This window comes from Patescibacteria group bacterium, from assembly GCA_041650895.1.
In the GTDB taxonomy this organism is placed as follows: Bacteria; Patescibacteriota; Patescibacteriia; order 2-01-FULL-39-33; family 2-01-FULL-39-33; genus CAISTG01.
This window is the reverse complement of the sequence record JBAZKF010000001.1, coordinates 753,177-770,160: the sequence shown is the minus strand read 5'-3', so window position 1 is coordinate 770,160 and position 16,984 is coordinate 753,177. Positions and strand designations below refer to the sequence as shown.

The following is a 16,984-nucleotide window of genomic DNA, read 5'->3' as shown; positions in this document are numbered from 1 at the left end:
CTAATTATTGCTGATTATTTCATAACCCTTCTTGGCAGCGAGAATATTCTTGTCCGCCAACTCTCCGCTGAAACGATTTTTGATCGCCTGCTCTACCGCCGTCATCTTAATGGTGCCGATAAGTCCGGCGAAGGCGCCAAGCATAATCGTATTGATTATCGGCCGGCCTAAAACTTCCTTGGCGATATCGGTTGCGGCTAACGATTTGACTCTTATCCCGCGAGGCAATTTAGCCGTCAACTCCGCTTCTTTGGTGTTGACCAAAACTACCGCTCCGGACTTCAAGTCAGCCAGCAGTTTCTCATCGTTAAGCAATGAAGCGTCTTGGACAATGGCATAATCAGGAGCGTAAACCTGACTGCGCAAACGAATCGGCTTATTATCCAGACGCACAAAAGCCATTACCGGCGCCCCGCGCCGCTCCACGCCAAAACTGGGAAAGGCCTGCGCCTCTTGGCCGGAATAAAAGGCGGCTTCCGCCAAAAGTTCCGCCAAAGTTACCGAGCCCTGGCCGCCACGGCCGTGTATTCTTACTTCTATCATAGTCATTTGATTCCTTTATATAATTTAATCAACTCTTCCCAGGTAACCAAGGGCACAGCGCCCTCTAACTTCTTGCCGTTAACATAAAAAGTGGGGGTGCCACGAGCGCCCAAATCCAAAGCATCAGCAATATCCTCGGTTACCTTTGGCTGATATTTCAATGACTTCAGGCAATTATTGAATTTCGTCAGATTAAGACCGGCGGATTTGATAATGGCATTAAACTCTTCCTCATTATTGAAGTTTCCTTGTTGCAGGAACAAACGATCGTGAAACGGCCAGAACTTGTCCTGCTCTTGAGCGCAATAACCGGCCTGCGCCAAAACCATAGAGTCATCACCCTTGACCGGGTAATTACGGAAAATAAACAAAATATCCTTTTCATACTTATTGGCAATGGTGCGAATAACAGAAAACTCCTCTTGGCAAACCGAGCACTGGAAATCGGCGAACTCCACAATGACTAATTGGGCATTAATATTACCCAAGTATGGACGATCTGTCTTCTCTGCTTTTTGTCGAGCCGGATCTTTCATGGTAGCAGAACTAATACTGGTAGACGCGGCTACAGTTGAGTTGTTTATAGTAGAACTGACGATGTTAAGAAACAGTGCTTCAGTCACGGTTGATTGAGTCGTGACACCGTTAGGTATTTGGTTCAATAATTGCTCTAAGAGCGGATTACCAACCAAAATCTGGCCACTCTCAGCTTGTCCGGCAAAATCTAATATCTCGCGCATTTTCTGTTCCCGTGATGCCACCTCTACCGCCACCAAAGCAAAAAAACCTAAAACCACCAAAACAGCCACACCAAGCAATATCATTTTCCACCAATTACGCTGGCGGTTGTCAATCGACGGATAATCCATAATTGTTATCTTGATTATAACAATTTTTACTCAGAATTGCCACTGCTTGATTTTTTCGGCTCAAGAGTTATAATTCATACAAATAACGACAAAAATATGCTAAATCCCGAAAACTGCGACAGAGGACGCCACATTTACACTGATAAAAACGGCGAGGAGTTTTATGAAGCCACTCCGCCATCAGATCAAGTCGGCCAAGTAGAAACACCCCGATGGGAACGCGACTTACACCAACGGTTATCCGGTGTCGGCCAAAAGAAAAGGAAAACTATTTACGATAGAACAGAATAGCGTCGGATTACAAGCCATGATTTTAAAATCCTCTTGAGTTAACAAGAGGATTTTTTATTAAGAATTTTATTTAAACGTAACCTGACTAAGTAACTGAACAGCCAACCCAAGAACAGCAAGCCAGTCAGCCAAATAAAAGCCAGTAACGCCGGCGGCCAGGATTCCAGCCAGTTGCTGTAACGGCCGATAATCGGCCAATGCAATAGATAAACTTCAAAAGAATAAACACCAAAAAGCTCTAACAGGACAAATTTTGTCTTTTTAAGAATAAAGGCCAGCACCAGACACAGCATAGTAAACAAAGCAATTAGTTGCTCATGCCAAATTCCTTGACCGACGCCGGAATAATAAGCGGTATAAATGGCAGCTATAGCCAAAATAATAACCAAAAACCAACGCCAATAATCAGACTGGAATCTAAGGCGCATTAAAAATTCAGCCGGCCACTTTCTCTGGCTCATTTTACTAAACCAAAACTTAATCTTTTCCGCCACCGCTCGAGACCGGCACCGGTCACGACGAAGGCATAACCGACAAACCGCTTGAGGAGAAACCAAAAGTAAAGCAAATAAAACGCCCAGAGGAAAGGCCAGCGAATGCGTCTGATAGAATTTTAAAACTTGCCCTGATACCGGCCAGCCCGGCCAAAAAGCCAGGAAGCTGACGGCCGTAATCGCCACTGCAGAAAACCAAGGATGCTTGGGCCGGAAAATCAAAGGGAATAATAAATAGTAAAAAATTAACGGTGTCAAAAACCAGAGGGGCGAATTGAGTGAAAACCAAAGATTGGCGGTCGGAAAAAACCCAACAAAAGAAAAAATAACTTCTGAGGACGGATAAAAACGATTAAGTAACCAAGCGTCCAAAGCCAAAAATGAAATCAAAGACAGCCATAGTGGCAAATAAATTTTTAACAACCGTTTTTTATAAAACTGCCCGATCGTTTTAGGATGATAAATAGCCGATGCGGCTAAGCCGTAGCCGGACAAAAAGAAAAACAAATTAACGGCCACGCCGCCCCAAATCCCTAAAGGAAATAAAAAATCAGTGCCGTAAAACTTACCGTAAGTCAGGTGAGAAAAAATCACGCCTAAAATCGCCAAACCGCGCAACTCATTGGATATCTCCTTGGGCAAGAGTCCGGGAGTAACTCGGCGACGCGCGGAAATAAAAACCGCCGTGCCTAAAAGCGCTAAAAAGATAGCGGTCTGGCCGGCGATGTAATTGATGTAATTATTGAATAACATCATAAATCAAATCAGCCCACAGGGCGTAACCCTTATCCGAAGGGTGGAACCTGTCTTGGGAATACACACCGGAAACAGCACCCTGATCGGCGGAAAACGGCTTGACCGAAATAGTATGCAAATCAATCAGTTTCACTCCGGACTCTCGCGCCACTTCGGCAATAACAGCATTATATTCCTTAAGTTCTAACTCAAAATACCAGTTGTAAGGCGGTAGCACCAAATCCCGAGCGCCTAAGTAAGGCAAATTAATCAGATAGATCTGCGCCTGAGTGGTTTGTTGCAATGATCTGACTACGGCCTCCAGATTGCTTTTGAATTTTTCCCGCGGTACAAAATTATGCATGTCATTAGTGCCGATGAACAAAGTAATCATCTGGGGTTGCATCTGCCCAGCGTCAATAACTTGACCGGTCAGAATATCAAAACTAGTGGCTCCGGGCACGCCCAAATTATTGACAATGACTTGCACCCCCAAAGCGACAGAAATTTTCTGCGCCAAAGCTCCGGGCAAAGAAGCGGCGGCGGAAGTAGCTCCTACGCCAGCCGTCAGCGAATCGCCTATAGCCACATAAGTCATCCTTTGCCCCTTTTCCTCAGTCATATAATTTTTTTCTTCCGGCGGATGAATTAATTCAAATTTGGAGTAAATATAAGCATAAGCGCGATTAAGGTATAGACCGATAAGCGCCACGCACACTAGAATAATAATTACTCTACAATATTTAGTCATGGCTTTATCTTAGCAAATTGAAAGCAAAAAAACAAAAACTAGCGTAATAAAAAACGTTGCCGTTAGAGGCAACGTAGTTGAACAAGCCTTGATCAGATCAGGCAGACCGCTCGAATGCAGTTAAAATCCGCAGATTTTCCAAAGCCTTGTCGCGCATCAAGATAAACTGCGGATCAGGCCGAGAGGACAACGTCAATTCCAATCTGGCATTATCATAAATACAAGACAGTGCTGTAAAAATAAAACGAAGAGTGGGCCGATCAACATTGAAACAACCGCCAGAGCAGTCGGTAGCGTCCATAATCTCCTGGGTCTTCTGCCCTATCTTCACTAATATGTCTCTTCTAATAGACGCATAAGGATCAACTGCCGATAGGTCGGGATCGCCCTCTTTATCATTTATAATGTGATTAGCGCAACTCAGCATGATACCAGAAACAATTAGCAGCTCTTCCAAAGTGTCAGCCTTTTCAATCAGCGAGTCTAGGATGACCCGTTCCCAATCCCGACCAGAATAAATATGCTGGTAAAGCCTGTGCCAATCGGAAAAAGAACTGGCTGTTTCCATTAGCCGATGTTTAAGTGGGTCGGTAAACAAATCAAAATCGCCAAAATTACCGGAAAAATGTTCCAAATATCTCTCCAAATCGGCAAAAGTCAAATTATTTAAAAAACTTTCAATTGAAACAAAGCGCTTCTCGGCAATCTTGTAAGCCATCCTCAAGCCAACCAAATCAACCAGCTTCCTGACACTCATAGCCATAATCTGTCTCCTTCTGTTGCAAGAAACTATCCGTTACCCTCTGTTTTAATGTACTAGCCCGCCAGAATCAACATAATCATCATACCTTATCAAATAACCGTGATTATGTCAAGAAGCAACCAAATCAAAAAAACAAAAACTCCCGCTTTTAACGGAAATCTAAAAACCTATTCAGTCGTCTAAGGGTTTGGCTAAATAAATAAACGGGCCATAATTCTTCAAGCCGCCATGTTTAAGACAGGCGTTCAACATCAAAGAATTACCGGGATTCACAAAAAAACAAGCTCCATTAGCCCCTTTCCGCTTCAATCTTTTCAGAGCCTCGTCCGCCAAAAGCTTGCCGATCCCCTGTGAACGATACTGCGGCAGTACTCCCAAGCGATAAACATAGGAAATATAATAATCAAAAATAATTACCACCGTGCCGATAATCTTACCCCCTGATTTGGCTACCATAATGGATTCGGGATCCTGTTGGATTTTTTTTCTGAGCGATTCGCGCTTATCGCATTCGCCATAGAATAAACCACATTCTTCCCAAACAGCTTTGACTTCATCAAAATTCCCGTCAGTATAATTAACAATAGTTATCTCGGGACTGTTATTCGGCATTGCTTGCTTCCTCCTCCTCGATTGGCTTTTAATTGTTAAAGTACTAAAAAAAACACTAAAAAAACAGTACATCAAAACATCAAAAAAATCAAATGGTCAATCTTCAAACTCAAACAGCTTGTCAATCTTAGTTTCTAAAGTTTGAACGACTCTATGCGCCAGCTCCAATGACGGATTATACTTGCCCTGCTCCAAAAAAAGAATAGTTTCCCGCCGGACACCGACAATTTCCGCCAACTCCTCCTGCGTTAAGCCGAACTTGGCGCGTAATTCTTTGATGTGATTTTTCATATTGGCGCTGTTTATTTGCATCCCGTTTTCGGAGCGGGAAAATCCGGCTGGCCATGCTTAATTCACTGGCCGTTTTGGCACAGCCAGCTGTCTTCGCCGGAAAACAGGCGTAAAGCGCTCACAGCTAAAATTAAATAAAAAAGCTTGGAATTAGTCGCAACAACACAACTAATTTCCAAGCTTGAATGCTTAAAGTTCTAAACTCAATTTTTCAGCATGCCGGGGCAAAACCCACGGCTGAACCAAACTTTTCCGATACTGCAGTCCTAAACCTTGGACAAAAAATAGCTTGTGATTCCGGTGAATCGGAGGGGCAAACGAAGGAAAGAGACAGGTAAAAATCAACACGTGTTTCCAATGGCACGTCGCAAGGGCGACTATGATTCTCGCCAGGCGAGTACTCGGTGCCAGCGCAATCAATGCCCAGACAGCCGATTTGACTGATGAGATCAGGATGAGTCAGTAAAGCGGCGGCCATAATATAATGGCACAAACCGAATTCATTCGCTTCACCATTAAAACCTCCCTCAAAACGTCTCTGGGCATGGCGAATACTGGCCCCGCGCCATCTCAAGCCAAAATTAACTGGGATTACCAGATAACCACCGGGCAGATACTCATCCATTTGCCACAAAAAACCGCGAGTCCTGGTAGTGGGACGAAAGCAACTGTTGTATTTGACTTCATCAACAGTGCGTCCTCCAAGAGGCAACGACTTCTGAAGCAACCAAAATAAATCACTTGTCGCTTTGTAGTAACCGCCCAGACAGGAAAATTTCGGCACCACAAGATCAAGTTCAAGCTTCTGGGGCAACGGCCGCTCCTCAAGATGCCTGTTTCCACAAAGATCATAAACGTGGGAATCGTCTAAATCCTTAGTCAAGCCCAATTGGCGCCAAAAATTAAGCTGCTCCCTTACGGAGCGCCGACGAAAATCACGCGAGTAGGTAAAATTTGAATTCACTTTTTCATTGGCATAAGGCAGTTTGTCGGCGTCGGGATCATCATAGCGCCCTTCGATTAAATCCTGCAAGGGCCTCTTAACCAACCTTGGATCAATGGTTCCTTCCCTGATCCGACGGTTCAAATCAGCCTCTTGATCCATGACCCTTAGGCGGGCCAATTCTCGCTCAACCTCCAGTGCCTTTCGCTGTCCCGTTGTCTCGTCCGCGACATTTTTTTCTGTCATGACGAATTCTCCTTTGTCAAAGTTCTTGCCCTATTAGCGCTATGCCGCTCGGGCCAAGCGAAATCCTAAACTATTAGGATATCAAATGATAATAACAAATCTAACAAATTTTGTCAATAATCGCGGTTTAACCAAAAAGCGGCCGTCACCGACCGCTTCTTTTAGAGAAAGATTATTTACCGACTAAAGTTTTTCAATTTTTATTTTTACCTTTTCGCCATTGATATTAACCGCTTTAGCGTCACTGTCAGCTTCAATTAATTCCTGAGCGAGAGTGGCTTTTTTCAATTCTTCGGCTAAGTCTCCGGCGGCAAAAACTCTTTTAACTATACTCCCTTCACTCTGCCAGCTCAGCTTAATCCGCTCTTTGATGGTCAGGCCGGCATCCTTGCGCAAGGTATTGATAGTCCTGACCAGCTCACGCCAGGCGCCTTCAGTTTTCAATTCATCAGTCAGATCAGTATCTAATTCCAATTTAATCTCAGTCCCGCCGGCGAATTCCAGATTCTTGATATTCAATTTATTTTTAATCAAATCCATGAGTTGCCCTTTGTATTCCTCTTCAGCCAGTGACAAGCCGAAAACCGTAGCCTTGCTAAGCGGCTGTCTGATTTTTATTTTAGCCTCGGCGCGGGCGGACAAACCCATCTCTTCTATGGTAGCGGCCAAACTCATTTGTTCTTTCAGCTTATCGCTGAAGGCGGCTGCCTCTTTACTGCCATAAAACTCCTCAGCAATCTGCGGCCAGGTCTCCAAATGAACCGATTCCTTGTCGCCGCCGATTTGCTTGTAAACATACTCGGCGACAAAAGGCGTAAAGGGCGCCATAATCTTGGACAATTCCAATAAGACTACATGGAAAGTGGCGATAGCCTGATTCTTGTCCGCTTCATCATCGCCCTTCAAGCGATCACGTGATGATTGTAGCCAACGAGTGGAAAACTCATCAATAAATTCAGCCAAAGGCCGGGTGGCGCGTGGCAGATCGTAGGCTTCCATATTCTTGGTCACTTCCAAAATCAACAAATTCAATTTCACAAACAGCCATTTGTCTAAAATGTTATTACTCCTGGCTGACTGGGACGCCGCTATTCCGGGAGTTTCGTACAATTTATAAAAACTCAAGATATTATTCAATAACATGGTGACTTTTTGCATCGCTTCCTTAACGGCCTCGTCAGAAAAATTCAAATTCTCCGCGGACATGACTGGTGCGGTTAAAAGATAAAAACGCAACGCGTCAGCGCCGTACTTATCCATGATTATCTCCGGTTCCGTGTAATTTTGCAGGCGTTTGGACATCTTCTTGCCATCTTCAGCCAAAACAATGCCATTAACGATGACATTTTTAAACGCTTCACTGCCTCTGACGGCTGCGGCAATGATATGCAAATAATAAAACCAAGCGCGCGTCTGATCCACGCCTTCGGCAATGAATTGCGCCGGGAAACCAGCTAGAAATTTCTCTTGATTCTCAAATGGATAATGCTGTTGGGCGTAAGGCATGGAACCGGAGTCAAACCAAGTATCCAGAACATCGGGGATTCTGTCCATTCTCCGGCCGCATTTAGGACAGACGATCTGCCATTGATCCACAAAATGCTTATGCAGATCGGTTATTTTCTGTTTTATTTCCAGCACTTGCCCCTTTTCGGCCACCAAATCCCCAAAGGTCTGGCTCGGCTCATAACCGTAAAGCTTACCTAAAAGCGACTTGAGCGTATCCTCGTGGCTGACCAACAAAATATTTTTGCCTTCGTATTTTTCATTTAATTCCTGGTATAACGCCAGAGTTCTTTCCGTCACCTGCCGGACACTCTCGCCTCCGGGATAAGCCGCGTCCCAATCGGTTTTCCACTTGGCAATAGCCTCCTTGGCTCGACCGTCAACATCAGATCGTTCTTCCAGCTCGCCGGCGTTAAGCTCGTTCAGGCGGGCATCAAAAATCAATTCCGCGCCCGTGGCTTCGGCAATAAGCTGAGCCGTTTCCTTGGCGCGCAACACTTCAGAAGAAACGATTAAACTGATTTTTTTGTCTTTTAATTTATCAATGGCGATTTTAATTTGCTCTCGGCCGTTAGCTGTCAAAGGATAAACTCCCAGGCCGCTGCTAAACACGTGTTTGATATTCTTTTCCGCTTCGCCATGCCTGATGGCAAAAAAATTATTCCGATTTATTTTCAATTCTTCCAACTCAGCCACGCTGCCGATGACTTTTATTTCACCGCACTCGCAACGCCACAAGGGAATAACGCTGGCCCAGAACCGCTGGCGGGAAATTGACCAATCGCGCGCGCCCAAAAGCCACTTGCCGAACCGTCCGTCCTTAATATGCGCCGGCGACCAATTAATGCCTTTAGCGGTCTCTAAGGCTTTTGATTTAATGTCTGTTACCTTAACAAACCAAGAGCTGGTGGCATAATTGATAAGCGGAGTGTCGCAACGCCAACAGTGCGGATAGCTATGTTCGTATTCGGCGCTGGCAAAAAGCAGATTATGCCTATCTAAATATTCAATGACTTTCCTGTCGGTCGCCTTAGTATCTTCCGCCGGTTTGACGTTCAGGCCAGAAAAATCAACAACCTCGTCCTTAAAATTTCCATTAAACGTGACGTTCTGAATCATAGGCAAATTCTCTTCCTTACCCAGTTGCATATCTTCTTCGCCATAAGCCGGAGCGATGTGCACTACGCCCGTACCGTCCTCTGTCGTAACAAAATCCGCGGACACAATTTTATAAGCATTATCCCATTTATGCCATTCTTTTAAATCATCTCGATCAAAACAATTCGTAGGAGCACCTGAATAACTACCACTTAATAGTCTCTTACCAATTTTTCTCTTATTATTATCTGGGTTAATTTGAGAGTCTGGTGCTCCGTAAATATCAGCAACTTTTTCATAATATGGAAATAATGGCTGATATTTTTTATCAATCAATTCTAGACTTCCGAATTCTTTGATTAACTCTTCTTTTCCATAACGAACATACGGATCATTACCGGCATCCCGAAAATATGCCATTTCTCCATTTATATTACCTAACGTTTTAAAATATTGTTTGGAAGATATAAAAGATTCTTCAACGTCATTTTTATTGTCATATCTTTTAAATAAAACATAATCCACGTCTTCCCCCACTGCGAGCGCCACATTACCGGGTAAAGTCCAGGGCGTAGTCGTCCACGCCAAAACATAAGTATTATCATCGGTAATAAAATTTCTAATTTTTTGTCCAGCCTTTAATTTAAACTTAGCGATTACTGATAGGTCTTTGATATCCTTATAACCCTCACTAACCTCCTGCTGGCTCAAAGTCGTCTCGCACCGAGGGCAAATATGCATGGATTTATAACCCTCATACACCAAACCCTTATCATATAATTCCTTAAACACCCACCAAATTGATTCCATATAAGGCAGATCCATGGTTTTATAAGAATTATCCATATCCGCCCAACGACCGAAACGGGCGATGGTTTTCTTCCATTCCTCGACATAAACCAAAACCTTGCTGCGACAATATTCGTTGAATCTGCCGATGCCGTAATCTTCAATATCTTTTTTGCTTTTAAAGCCCAATTCTTTCTCTACGATATTTTCAATTGGCAGGCCATGGCAATCCCAACCCCAGCGACGTTCCACATACCTGCCACGCATCGTCCAAAATCGCGGCACCACGTCCTTCATCAGACTGGCAACCATATGGCCGTAATGTGGCGTACCCGTAGCAAACGGCGGGCCATCATAAAAACTGTAAGCCTCGCCGGCCCTGGTTTGTTCCAAAGACTTCTCAAAAATTTTATTGTCCGCCCAAAATTTTTGGATTTCCCGCTCTCTTTCCGGAATCGGATTAACCCACTTTTTTTCTTCCATATAATTAATTATGATTACTATTTACTTTAAAAATAAAAAACACCAACTTGGCTTGCCGGAGCCCTCGCGGGCGGTACCATCTCGGTGTTTGACTTAATTTCAGCTGTTACGGGCTGACCGGCCGATTTTACTCTCCGCTCTGAACGGATTTCTTTCGGCAGCTCCAATGGTGATAACCACTGTCTGGCGCTGTTATGAATTGTTTAACTTGCCTATGCGATATTTTCAATATAACAAAAAACAAATAAAAAGTCAAAAATAAAAATCACCATTACTAATGGTATGGTGATTTAGTTCACTCGGGTACGCACTGCTGATTAAACCAGTTAAAATTAGGATAGTAAGCGTCAAATAAAACCCTTTGACCGCAGATCCAAGCAACATGACCGCACCAAATTCTTTCAGGAATTTGCTCCAAATATTTCGCCATTAATTTACGTAAAAGCGTTTTATCGGCCGTACTGGACTGGAAGCGCAAGGATATTATTATATCCCAAAGTTATCCTAAGTCATTTACCTAAGACAACTACTTTTCAAAGCACATTTATGACATTGGTATTTACTAAAATCCGTATAATGATTCCATTTATCAAAAATTTCACCAATATTGTCAGTTAAAAAATTACCCAAGGCAATGTCTTTTGTTTTACCATCGGATTCTACCGGCACAATTGCCCTCCCATCGGGGTTAATCAAAAATGAAGCACCACTACGATCATCAGAGGATAGGTAAAAAAACTTATTCTTCCCAAGTTTTTTTCCCAACTTTTCAAATTTGGGTTTGACTATTTTAGAGAGGCCGTTGCATTCTGTCTTTGATTGAAAATTTGCCTTATAATAACGCATTAATTCATAAATTTTCCAATATATTATTTTCTTTTTGTATGGTAATAGTAAGTTCTCTATATTTTCTAAATCGTTAATATTATATTTTGTTAAAACAGTGCTAAAATACATTTTTATTTTATTTTCCTTATAGACATCATTGAGAGTTTCAATAACATGTTTAAAATTGCCTTTACCTCTTATTTTATCATGATTTTGTCCACTGGACGCTTCAATCGGAATACCAATAGTGCTGACATACTTATTTATAATATTACGATTTTTTTTGTAATAATCAGTGTTTGTAGCAAGACAAATTTTAATCTTCTTATCGCTAAGATGTTTAAATATTTTTGAAATATCTGGACGTGAAAGAGGTTCCCCGCCAGTAATGCCTACGCCCTTAACGCCACTGGCAGCCAGTTTGTCTATAATTTTAAAGACTGATTTTGTGTCCAAATTATTACTTTCTGGACGGAAACAAAAAGGACACTTCCTATTACATACGGAAGTTAATCTCCAACAAACAATTTTAGGATAAGTTGATTTCATTACTAATGCTTATCAGTTTGCCTTTATGATAGACTATAATTAAGTTCGGTTCAAGTCCCACCGAATACTCTATAATCTTGATACAAAGACACTTCATAATTGGAGTACTTAATAAAGCGGGGCTTACGGGGTGATTTTGGAAAAATTGAGTGGCGGGAATTTACAATAAATATCAGACTAATCAACCAGTAGAGTATTAGTCATGATTTATTCATATTTTTTCACTTGACAATGCGACAGTATTGTGATATGATTAGGCATTACCAAAATGGTATGCTACAACCATAGGGGTTGTGGAAACAGAACATTTACAAAGGAGAATAACCATGACCATCGCTGTCATAGTTCTGTCAGTTATTGTCATTATTTTAATTATCGTCGTTGCCTTTCTTGGCACGGAGTTGCTGAAAAAATTTCAGTTTCTATTTGCATATTACATAGATAACATTGAAAGTGGCCATGCAAAAGGTTTCTTCTACGAAGGATGCCCTTCTGATCAGAAACCTGGGATGCGACGAATCATTATTGAGTCAAAGTCAAAGAAAAAGTTTACTGCATTAATCGGCATGCGTTTTGAAATGTCTCGAAACTCAGGATGCGGTTTTGATCCATTTGGTTGCGTTAAATCCGATCAAAACGGAGTTGCAGTATTCTCTACATATCTAGGTAAGGGAGAGGCACAATTCATGTTTTTAAGCACGGTTGATGACATTGCAATCAGAATTGCTAGGGACAGCGAAGATTGGCAGCCCACAGCAATTTATAAACCGCACTGGTTTCAGAAGATTGGCATTTTTGATTAAAAAAACCGACACAAAGGAGAGATTACGATGAGCGCATATTCAAACGCGTGTTCTGATAGTGAACTGTTAGAGAAGTTCCCGCAGTTTGCGGATCGTCTCGCCCCTTGGCGCAAACTAGCGACTCTGATGGGCTACACGGGGCCAGTTGCATGGCTAGTCAAGCAGGGCTTTACTCTTAAGAAGCGCGCCCAACTCGCCGGGCCTTGCCACGACAATCTTCGGGAAATTCATGACTTGTATTGGTTCAGAGATTATCCCACCGAGGATTGCCTAGTATTTTGGATTCCTCGTCTGGCAGAGGGTAGCATGAGAAAGGGCTTTGAACAAATGGAAGAGTACCGCGCCGAACTCAAGAAGCGCTATGAGCTTCCTGGCAATCATGCGACAAGTTTTGGATCGATCCAGCTTCTGTTTGCTCTTATTTTTGCACATTTCAATTTTACTGGTGGTGAACGTGCATCACTAGATCGCTGTAGTGCGATGTCAGATACCCGTTGTGTTAACGATCATATTTTTGCTGGTTGCTTCTTTGACGATGGACTCGACTGTAATCGCCATGGCTTACATATCGGTGATGATGTCGGATTTTTCCTCCTGGGGGTAGAGAAAATCGAACGATAAAATCCTCAACACAAAAAGGAGAACGCTCATAAAAGTTGAAGTTAAGCTGGGAGATATTTCAAAATTTGAAACAGACGCGCTCATTACGGCGATCAATTCCGGCGGCATGTGGTTCGGCGGTATTGATGGCGTTATCCAGCGCAGTTGCGGAGGCAATATATTCCATAGCCAAGCAGAGGCTGCCATGCCGCTAAAGCATGGCGACACGGTTGTCGCGAATAGCCTCGACTTGCCCAGGAAGAACACCTTCCAAAACGTCATCTTCGTGGTCGACGATTTGCAGGGACCGCTCCATCAAATCATTTACAATGGACTAGTTGCGGCCACAAAAGCGGGCTTCACTTCTGTCACTCTTCCGATGATTCGCATGGGGGTTATGATCGGCGTAGTCGAAAAGAGCTCGCAAGAAGCTACTCGAGAAATGGCCAAAGGCGTCAAGAAATTTATGGCCGAATACCCCGAAAGTAACCTTTTGGTCGCAACATTTGTTGTATGCGACTGCTACGAGCCACTAAAAGTGCAACTCGAAAAAGACCTCAGTAATTAATTAGAAGTACATTAATTAATTTTTACAACGCCGAGGACGGTTAAGTCCCCGGCGTTTTCATTTTCCTAAAATCCTCATCATCCCTATATATTAGCATTAGGTTGACAGATATTTAATGTTATTATATACTGATTTGAAGCATTAGCCGAGGCAAAAAATCCCTTAAAGGGAAGAAAGGACGAGTTATGACGGCTACATCGTTCATTACAAATGATGGGGAGGCTTTGAGGTATGAAGTAATGGCAATCTCGGACGAATTTATGAAAATCATTAAAATGATGCCGGAAGCCTCTAATTGTGCATATGTAAAAATTGCTAATAGGAGAATTGAAGGGGCAAGGAAAGTACTCGTTGTAGCGACTGAAACTGAACTTTGGGAAAAACTCCCCGCTATCGTCCAAGCACTTGCAGACCCCGAGCACCAACACCTTCGTGTCATTAAGGTTATCGGTCATTGCAGAAAGTGCGATGAGGATCAAAGATTAAATCCCGAAGATCCTCCCAAACCGTGCTTGCATCCAATTAGTGATGTAGAAGCAACGATAAATCAGGCATTCAATGTGGATGTCAAAGCTCTTCTTCAAAAAAATCAACCAAATAAAATCAACGCATAACTGTTTTAATCGCTTATTGGGACGTTCCAAGCTGAATGTCCCTATTTTATTTCTTAGATTACCAGTAAGAGCTCCATCGTCACATCCAGAGCGGGTATAAAATAAACAAAAAAGACCTACTTTCATAGGTCTTTTTATATTGTTTCATTAAGTGGGTGACTTTATATCAAGTTACTCTCCCCAAGTGATTGCCTGCACCGGGCAAGCGCCGATAGCTTCGTCAATCTTGGCTTTTTCCGCTTCATAATCGGCCTCCAAAACGGTGGCGATCGGTTTGCCTTCAACTTCCACTACCTTAAAAACTGCCGGGCAAACGGCTTCGCAAGTGCCGCAAGCGATACACGCTTCACTGACTAATGGTTTTGACATAATAAATCTTATTATTTATTTTTAATAAGCTCTTTGACTTTCTGCGACAAGGTTCCGGGAGTAAAATCAGATTTAACCAGATAACCGTTGACCTTCAATCCGGCGGCGCGATCCTTATCTTTCTTTTGAGTCAAGTTGCTCCAAATGTAAACCTTGATCTTAGCCAGCTCACCGTCTTGTTTGATTTGATCAAACAGGGTCCAACCATCCACTTCCGGCATCATGATATCCAACAGCACCAAATCCGGCTTCAGCCGTTTCAGTTCCGCCAGGGCCTTAGTGCTATCGCCGATGATCGTCGCTTCAATTCCTTCCATTTGCATTTTCAAATGATAAATTTCGGCCAAATCAGGCTCGTCTTCAATGAGTGCTACTTTGTATTTTACTTCCGGCATAAATCAACTTTTAACTTTATGAATTTTGACTTCCTTATTATACTACATTCGCTCCAAAGTTTCTATACCCAATAAATCAAAACCGTTAACCAGCACCTGTCTGACACTGACAATCAAGGCTAAGCGAGCCGAGCGCAGTTTTCCTTCAGAATTAAGAATGGTCACCTCCTGATAATAAGCGGAAAAAATCCTAGCCAAATCAAACAAATACTTACTGAGCACACCAGGTTCAAATTCCTGGGCGGCCTCATTTATCGTCCGAGGAAATTCTGCCAATTTGATCAACAATTCTTTCTCCATAGGATCAACCAATAAAGCATAATCGGCGGCCTGAACCGCATCCTTGTTCTTCCTCAAAATACTGTTAATACGCGTTACGGTATATTGCAGATATGGGCCGGAATAACCCTCAAAGGATAACGCCTCCTGAGGATTAAAAACAATCACGCTGTTCTTGCCTACTTTAAGCATGCTGAATTTTATAGCGGCCAAAGCAATCTTCTCGGCCGTAGAGGAAATTTCCTCTTTGCTCCATTCATTATGGCGTTTGGCTGTTTCCTCCTGCGCCAAAGCAGTCATTTCGGCTAAAAGGTCCTCAAACAAAACCACGTTACCTTGACGCGAAGCCATAGCTCCTTCGGGCAAAGTTACAAATTCATAAGCGATATGTTTGGTCTTCTTGTGGAACCCCATTATTTCTAAGGTCTTAAAAAATTGCTGAAAGTAGAAACTTTGGCGGCTGTCTACCACCACATAGGAGGCATCAATCTTGTATTTATCAAACTTCAACTTGGCCAAAGCCAGCTCCTTAGTGGAATACAATGAAGTTCCGTCGGTTTTAAGCAATAAAAATTTCTTCAAACCGTATTGCTCTAAGTCAATAATTACCGCGCCCTCTGATTTTTCAGCAATGCCCTGAGCTAACAGTTCAGCAACGATTTTCTTGCCCGGCTTTTCCACTTCGCTTTCATAAAAAAATTTATCAAACTTTATGCCCAAAATCTTATAAATGCCGTCAAACTCCTGAAGCGACCAAGCGCGGGTTTTCTTCCATAAGGCCGTCCAGTACTTATCACCGGCTTCCAATTTTTTCTGCACTACTTGAGCTTCTTGATGATACTTTTCGCTGGCCTCGGATTTTTGCACCGCTTCGCTGTAAATCTTGCCCAGGTATTGCCCTTTATGTTCTGTCGGTTCCGGATCCTTTTTGTGGAATTTATCCAGCGCCCAAAGGCATTTAGCCACATGAGAACCGATGTCGCCGATATAATTGGCGGCAATAACTTTCTGGCCGACAAACCGATATAAATTAACCAAAGCCGAACCTAAAACAGCATTACGCAAATGACCGACATGGAATTCCTTATGAGTGTTTGGTTGGGAATACTCAATCATTACTTTCTCTTTATTCCAGGACAAACAGCCATACTTATCCTCTTTTTTCTTAATCTCGGAGATTACCGCCTTGGCCAGATATTTTTCATTCAAGAAAAAATTAAGATACGGCCCGAGATTGCTGACTGATCTGACTCCTGTCGGGAGCTTAATTTTCTGTTTTATTTCCAATGCTATTTGATTGGGAGAGATTCTTAGTAATTTAGTTAAATAAAAACAAGGCACAGCTAAATCACCCATGGCCGCTTCCGGCGGACGGGTAATTTCCAATTGGCCGATATCAAGATCCTGTCCGACGGCAGCTGCAATGGAATGCAAAATTTCCTTTTCCAATTTGTTTATGAAATACGGCATATTTACTTGCTTTACGATAACATAAAACCATTAAAATGGCAATGAAAAAAGCACTAACCATGAGATTAGTGCCAATTGGTAAAGTACTTATATTT

At 42.7% G+C, this 16,984-nt stretch carries 18 protein-coding genes; 5 read left to right on the top strand and 13 right to left on the bottom strand.

Annotated features, from left to right (window positions below):
* A complete protein-coding gene (locus WC473_03900) occupies positions 1 to 543 on the bottom strand; it encodes a pyruvate ferredoxin oxidoreductase subunit gamma (GenBank protein ID MFA5124933.1) in 543 nt (180 codons plus the stop codon).
* Between the two features lie 2 nt (positions 544 to 545).
* Complete coding sequence (locus WC473_03895) at positions 546 to 1,412, bottom strand: thioredoxin domain-containing protein (GenBank protein MFA5124932.1); 867 nt, start codon at positions 1,410 to 1,412, stop codon at positions 546 to 548.
* Between the two features lie 96 nt (positions 1,413 to 1,508).
* On the opposite strand from WC473_03895, the gene WC473_03890 reads away from it, so the two are divergent.
* A complete protein-coding gene (locus WC473_03890; GenBank protein MFA5124931.1) occupies positions 1,509 to 1,703 on the top strand; it encodes a hypothetical protein in 195 nt (64 codons plus the stop codon).
* Between the two features lie 38 nt (positions 1,704 to 1,741).
* On the opposite strand, the gene WC473_03885 is transcribed toward WC473_03890, so the two are convergent.
* From WC473_03885 to WC473_03850, 8 genes are all read right to left on the bottom strand, one after another.
* The gene (locus WC473_03885; protein ID MFA5124930.1) at positions 1,742 to 2,953 is read right to left on the bottom strand and encodes an acyltransferase; all 1,212 of its coding nucleotides are present in this window, start codon (positions 2,951 to 2,953) and stop codon (positions 1,742 to 1,744) included.
* Positions 2,937 to 3,683 (bottom strand): SGNH/GDSL hydrolase family protein, encoded by a 747-nt coding sequence (locus WC473_03880; protein ID MFA5124929.1) that lies wholly within the window; start codon positions 3,681 to 3,683, stop codon positions 2,937 to 2,939. Before WC473_03880 ends, WC473_03885 begins: the two co-directional genes overlap by 17 nt.
* Positions 3,684 to 3,780: 97 nt before the next feature.
* Positions 3,781 to 4,446, bottom strand: coding sequence for a hypothetical protein (locus WC473_03875; protein ID MFA5124928.1), 666 nt, complete (start codon positions 4,444 to 4,446; stop codon positions 3,781 to 3,783).
* A gap of 171 nt (positions 4,447 to 4,617) precedes the next feature.
* A complete protein-coding gene (locus tag WC473_03870) occupies positions 4,618 to 5,058 on the bottom strand; it encodes a GNAT family N-acetyltransferase (protein ID MFA5124927.1) in 441 nt (146 codons plus the stop codon).
* Between the two features lie 96 nt (positions 5,059 to 5,154).
* Positions 5,155 to 5,349: a helix-turn-helix transcriptional regulator gene (locus tag WC473_03865; GenBank protein ID MFA5124926.1), complete on the bottom strand. Its 195-nt coding sequence runs from the start codon at positions 5,347 to 5,349 to the stop codon at positions 5,155 to 5,157.
* Between the two features lie 211 nt (positions 5,350 to 5,560).
* Entirely contained in the window at positions 5,561 to 6,538 is a 978-nt protein-coding gene (locus WC473_03860; protein ID MFA5124925.1) for a hypothetical protein, read from the bottom strand.
* Between the two features lie 183 nt (positions 6,539 to 6,721).
* Complete coding sequence (locus tag WC473_03855; protein MFA5124924.1) at positions 6,722 to 10,414, bottom strand: class I tRNA ligase family protein; 3,693 nt, start codon at positions 10,412 to 10,414, stop codon at positions 6,722 to 6,724.
* Between the two features lie 513 nt (positions 10,415 to 10,927).
* Entirely contained in the window at positions 10,928 to 11,791 is an 864-nt protein-coding gene (locus WC473_03850) for a radical SAM protein (protein MFA5124923.1), read from the bottom strand.
* 326 nt (positions 11,792 to 12,117) lie between these two features.
* Between WC473_03850 and WC473_03845 the strand changes: the two genes are divergently transcribed.
* The 4 genes from WC473_03845 (at position 12,118) to WC473_03830 (ending at position 14,376) form a co-directional block, all read left to right on the top strand.
* Positions 12,118 to 12,594, top strand: a complete 477-nt coding sequence (locus tag WC473_03845) for a hypothetical protein (protein ID MFA5124922.1) — start codon at positions 12,118 to 12,120, stop codon at positions 12,592 to 12,594.
* A 27-nt stretch (positions 12,595 to 12,621) separates the two neighbouring features.
* Positions 12,622 to 13,215, top strand: coding sequence for a hypothetical protein (locus tag WC473_03840; GenBank protein ID MFA5124921.1), 594 nt, complete (start codon positions 12,622 to 12,624; stop codon positions 13,213 to 13,215).
* A gap of 1 nt (position 13,216) precedes the next feature.
* Positions 13,217 to 13,762, top strand: a complete 546-nt coding sequence (locus tag WC473_03835; GenBank protein ID MFA5124920.1) for a macro domain-containing protein — start codon at positions 13,217 to 13,219, stop codon at positions 13,760 to 13,762.
* 260 nt (positions 13,763 to 14,022) lie between these two features.
* Entirely contained in the window at positions 14,023 to 14,376 is a 354-nt protein-coding gene (locus tag WC473_03830; GenBank protein MFA5124919.1) for a hypothetical protein, read from the top strand.
* Between the two features lie 171 nt (positions 14,377 to 14,547).
* Here the strand turns inward: WC473_03830 and WC473_03825 are convergent, their stop codons facing one another.
* From WC473_03825 to argS, 3 genes are read right to left on the bottom strand one after another with little or no spacing between them, the layout of a single operon-like run.
* Complete coding sequence (locus WC473_03825; protein MFA5124918.1) at positions 14,548 to 14,745, bottom strand: ferredoxin; 198 nt, start codon at positions 14,743 to 14,745, stop codon at positions 14,548 to 14,550.
* 11 nt (positions 14,746 to 14,756) lie between these two features.
* Positions 14,757 to 15,140, bottom strand: coding sequence for a response regulator (locus tag WC473_03820; GenBank protein MFA5124917.1), 384 nt, complete (start codon positions 15,138 to 15,140; stop codon positions 14,757 to 14,759).
* Between the two features lie 42 nt (positions 15,141 to 15,182).
* Positions 15,183 to 16,889 carry an arginine--tRNA ligase gene (gene argS / locus WC473_03815; protein MFA5124916.1) on the bottom strand — a complete coding sequence of 569 codons (1,707 nt, stop codon included), beginning with the start codon at positions 16,887 to 16,889 and terminating at the stop codon, positions 15,183 to 15,185.
* Between the last annotated feature and the right edge of the window lie 95 nt (positions 16,890 to 16,984).

Bases quoted from the DNA above. Each gene is read 5' to 3' on its own strand.
- WC473_03830 (MFA5124919.1), top strand. From the start codon at position 14,023: ATGAAAATCATTAAAATGATGCCGGAAGCCTCTAATTGTGCATATGTA.
- WC473_03855 (MFA5124924.1), bottom strand. From the start codon at position 10,414: ATGGAAGAAAAAAAGTGGGTTAATCCGATTCCGGAAAGAGAGCGGGAA.
- WC473_03885 (MFA5124930.1), bottom strand. From the start codon at position 2,953: ATGATGTTATTCAATAATTACATCAATTACATCGCCGGCCAGACCGCT.
- WC473_03875 (MFA5124928.1), bottom strand. From the start codon at position 4,446: ATGGCTATGAGTGTCAGGAAGCTGGTTGATTTGGTTGGCTTGAGGATG.
- WC473_03880 (MFA5124929.1), bottom strand. From the start codon at position 3,683: ATGACTAAATATTGTAGAGTAATTATTATTCTAGTGTGCGTGGCGCTT.
- WC473_03865 (MFA5124926.1), bottom strand. From the start codon at position 5,349: ATGAAAAATCACATCAAAGAATTACGCGCCAAGTTCGGCTTAACGCAG.
- WC473_03850 (MFA5124923.1), bottom strand. From the start codon at position 11,791: ATGAAATCAACTTATCCTAAAATTGTTTGTTGGAGATTAACTTCCGTA.
- WC473_03870 (MFA5124927.1), bottom strand. From the start codon at position 5,058: ATGCCGAATAACAGTCCCGAGATAACTATTGTTAATTATACTGACGGG.
- WC473_03840 (MFA5124921.1), top strand. From the start codon at position 12,622: ATGAGCGCATATTCAAACGCGTGTTCTGATAGTGAACTGTTAGAGAAG.
- WC473_03825 (MFA5124918.1), bottom strand. From the start codon at position 14,745: ATGTCAAAACCATTAGTCAGTGAAGCGTGTATCGCTTGCGGCACTTGC.
- WC473_03895 (MFA5124932.1), bottom strand. From the start codon at position 1,412: ATGGATTATCCGTCGATTGACAACCGCCAGCGTAATTGGTGGAAAATG.
- argS (MFA5124916.1), bottom strand. From the start codon at position 16,889: ATGCCGTATTTCATAAACAAATTGGAAAAGGAAATTTTGCATTCCATT.
- WC473_03860 (MFA5124925.1), bottom strand. From the start codon at position 6,538: ATGACAGAAAAAAATGTCGCGGACGAGACAACGGGACAGCGAAAGGCA.
- WC473_03845 (MFA5124922.1), top strand. From the start codon at position 12,118: ATGACCATCGCTGTCATAGTTCTGTCAGTTATTGTCATTATTTTAATT.
- WC473_03900 (MFA5124933.1), bottom strand. From the start codon at position 543: ATGATAGAAGTAAGAATACACGGCCGTGGCGGCCAGGGCTCGGTAACT.
- WC473_03820 (MFA5124917.1), bottom strand. From the start codon at position 15,140: ATGCCGGAAGTAAAATACAAAGTAGCACTCATTGAAGACGAGCCTGAT.
- WC473_03890 (MFA5124931.1), top strand. From the start codon at position 1,509: ATGCTAAATCCCGAAAACTGCGACAGAGGACGCCACATTTACACTGAT.